The sequence below is a fragment of the Cellulosimicrobium sp. 22598 genome, from assembly GCF_052044445.1.
Classification (GTDB): Bacteria; Actinomycetota; Actinomycetes; order Actinomycetales; family Cellulomonadaceae; genus Cellulosimicrobium; species Cellulosimicrobium cellulans_G.
In genome coordinates this window covers 1-3,234 of record NZ_JBQEMZ010000039.1, presented here as the reverse complement: position 1 = coordinate 3,234, position 3,234 = coordinate 1, and the positions used below count along the sequence as shown (strand labels likewise).

At 71.6% G+C, this 3,234-nt stretch carries 1 protein-coding gene and 1 pseudogene; both read right to left on the bottom strand.

Features of this window, described 5'->3' with window-relative positions; all coding sequences use genetic code 11:
- Positions 1–86: pseudogene (locus ACTJIY_RS20770) on the bottom strand (hypothetical protein); the annotation flags it as partial.
- Between the two features lie 115 nt (positions 87–201).
- Positions 202–3,234: nitrate reductase subunit alpha (locus tag ACTJIY_RS20765; protein ID WP_440675395.1), on the bottom strand; the 3,033-nt coding region annotated here is incomplete at its 5' end.

The following is a 3,234-nucleotide window of genomic DNA, read 5'->3' as shown; positions in this document are numbered from 1 at the left end:
GCCTGCTTGCACGTGACCGAGCACGTGTGACACCCGATGCACTTGTCCAGGTTCATCACCATCGACATCTGCGCCATGACCTTCACCGGACGTCACGCTCCACTCCGGTACCCAGGTCACGCTCCGCTGCGGACTCGTTCCTCGCCCTTCGCGTCGCCGTTCCGCACTCGTCCGTGCCGATGCGTGTCGCCGTTCCAGACATCAGTAGGTCACCTCCTGACTCCGTCGCCGGATCACCGTGACCTCGTCACGCTGGTTGCCCGTCGGGCCGATGTAGTTGAAGCCGTACGAGAGCTGTGCGTAGCCGCCGATGAGGTGGGTGGGCTTGAGCAGCACGCGGGTCAGGGAGTTGTGGATGCCCCCGCGGAGCCCGGACGTCTCCGACCGCGGGACGTCCACGGTCCGGTCCTTCGCGTGGTACATGAAGACCGTGCCCTCGGGCATGCGGTGCGAGACGACGGCCCGCGCGACCACGACGCCGTTGCGGTTGTAGGACTCGATCCACTCGTTGTCCGCGACGCCGATCTTCTCCGCGTCCTGCGGGCTCATCCAGATCGTGGGGCCGCCGCGCGAGAGCGAGAGCATGAAGAGGTTGTCCTGGTACTCGGAGTGGATCGACCACTTCGAGTGCGGCGTGAGGTACCGCACGGCGACCTCCGCGTAGCCCTCCGACCCCTGCGCCCCCGTGGGGGACGTGTCGCCGACCCGCGAGTCGCCGAACAGGCGGTGCATGTCCAGCGGCGGCCGGTAGACCGGGAGCTGCTCGCCGAGCTCCGTCATCCAGTCGTGGTCGAGGAAGAAGTGCTGGCGGCCCGTGAGGGTGTGCCAGGGCTTGAGGCGCTCCACGTTGATGACGAAGGCGCTGTAGCGCCGCCCGCCGTGCTCCGACCCGGACCACTCGGGAGAGGTGATGACCGCCGTCGGGCGCGACTGCACGTCCGGGAAGGTGATCCTCTTGCCCTGCTCGTCCCGCGCGAGGTCGGCCAGACGCTGCCCGGTGCGCCGCTCCAGGTCCTCGAACCCCTGCACCGCGAGCCGGCCGTTCGTCGTCCCCGACAGCGCGAGGATCATCTCGCAGACGTGCGTGTCGCGGTCCAGGCGCGGGCGCCCCGCCGCCGGGCCGTCGGCGACGACGCCGTTCGCGACGGCGAGCCGCTCGACCTCCGGCGTCGGGTCGAACGTGACGCCCTTGGTGACCATGCCCACCGTCTGCGTGAGCGGACCGAGGGCGGCGAGCCGCGCCGCGAGGGCGGGGTAGTCCCGCTCGACGACGACGAGCCTCGCCATCGTGACCCCGGGCACGAGCTCGTCCTGGGGCAGGACCTCGCCGTGCGGCGTCGCCATGGCGTCCGGGGTGTCGTGCGCGAGCGGGACGGCGACGACGTCCTTGCGCACGCCCAGGTGGGTCTCCGACAGCTCGGAGACGTGCCGGGCGAGCGTGTGGAAGATGTCGAAGTCGGTGCGCGTCTGCCACGGCGGGCTGATCGCCGGGTTGAACGAGTGCACGAACGGGTGCATGTCCGTCGAGGACAGGTCGTGCTTCTCGTACCAGGTGGCCGCCGGGAGCACGACGTCCGAGAACAGCGTCGTCGACGTCATCCGGAAGTCGGCCGTGACGAGCAGGTCGAGCTTCCCCTGCGGCGCCTCGTCGTGCCACGCGATGTCCCGCGGCCGCCGGTCCGGCCCCGACTCCGGTGCGCGCACCGCGGCGTCGGTCCCGAGCAGGTGCTTGAGGAAGTACTCGTTGCCCTTGCCCGACGACCCCAGCAGGTTCGCGCGCCAGACGGTGAGCACGCGCGGGAAGTTCGCCGGGTCGTCGGGGTCCGCGCACGCGTAGTCCAGCTCGCCCGAGGAGAGCTGGTCGACGACGTGGCGCACCGGGTCCTTGCCCGCCGCCTCGGCCTCGTCCACGAGGTCGAGCGGGTTGCGGTCGAACGTCGGGTAGCTGGGCGTCCAGCCGCGACGGACGGACTCCACCAGCGTGTCCGCCGTCGTGCGGCCTGCGAGCTTCCCGGTGGCGAGCGGGGAGGCGAGCGCGTCCGCGGGCAGGCCGTCGTAGCGCCACTGGTCCGTCGCGAGGTACCAGAAGGCCGTGCTGATCATGAGGCGCGGGGGGCGGGCCCAGTCCGCCGCGTTGGCGTACTGCTGGAACCCCGTGATCGGGCGAACCTTCTCCTGCCCGACGTAGTGCGCCCAGCCGCCGCCGTTCACGCCCTGGCAGCCGGTCATCGTCACGAGCGCGAGGAACGTGCGGTAGATCGTGTCGGAGTGGAACCAGTGGTTGGTGCCCGCGCCCATGATGATCATCGAGCGGCCGCCCGAGTCGAGCGCGTTCTGCGCGAACTCCCGCCCGATGCGCGCCGCGGCGGCCGCGGGGACGCCGGTGATCTCCTCCTGCCACGCCGGGGTGCCCGGGGTCGCCGGGTCGTCGTACCCCGTCGGCCACGTGCCCGGCAGGTCGAGGTCGGGGCGGTCCACGCCGTACTGCGCGAGCAGCAGGTCGTAGACCGTCGTCACCAGGTGCTCGCCCACGCGGTGCGTCGGCACGCCCCGCCGCACGGCGCCCGCACCGCCCTGGTGCTCGGCGCCCTCCTCGGGGGCGAGGTCGAAGCGGGGGAGGTCGACGGCGACCGGCTCGTCCGACGCGCCGCCCGCCAGGTCCGCGACCGACAGCGCGGGCTCGACGCCCTCGAGGTCGAGGTTCCACTTCCCGGGGTCGCCGTAGCGGTGCCCGAGCGATCCGTTGGGGACGACGACGTCGCCCTCGCGGGACAGGATCACCGTCTTCGACGCGGCGTTCGTGGCGCCGGCCTGGTCGGCGGCGGGCGTGCCCGCGAGCCGGTCCGCCGTGAGGAAGCGCCCGGGCACGTACGCGTCTCCGCGCCGGTCGAGCGTCACGAGGTACGGAGCGTCGGTGAACCGCGCCATGTAGTCGAGGAACCGGGGAGCGCGATCGCGCACGTGGAACTCGGTGAGGACGACGTGGCCCATGGCCTGCGCGAGGGCGCCGTCGGTACCGGGATGGGGAGCGAGCCACTCGTCCGCGAACTTGGTGTTGTCCGCGTAGTCGGGCGACACGGTCACGACCTTCTGGCCTCGGTACCGAGCCTCCGCCATGAAGTGGGCGTCCGGGGTGCGCGTGACCGGGACGTTGGAGCCCCACATGATGCAGTAGGTGGCGTTCCACCAGTCGGCGGACTCCGGGACGTCGGTCTGGTCGCCGAACACCTGCGG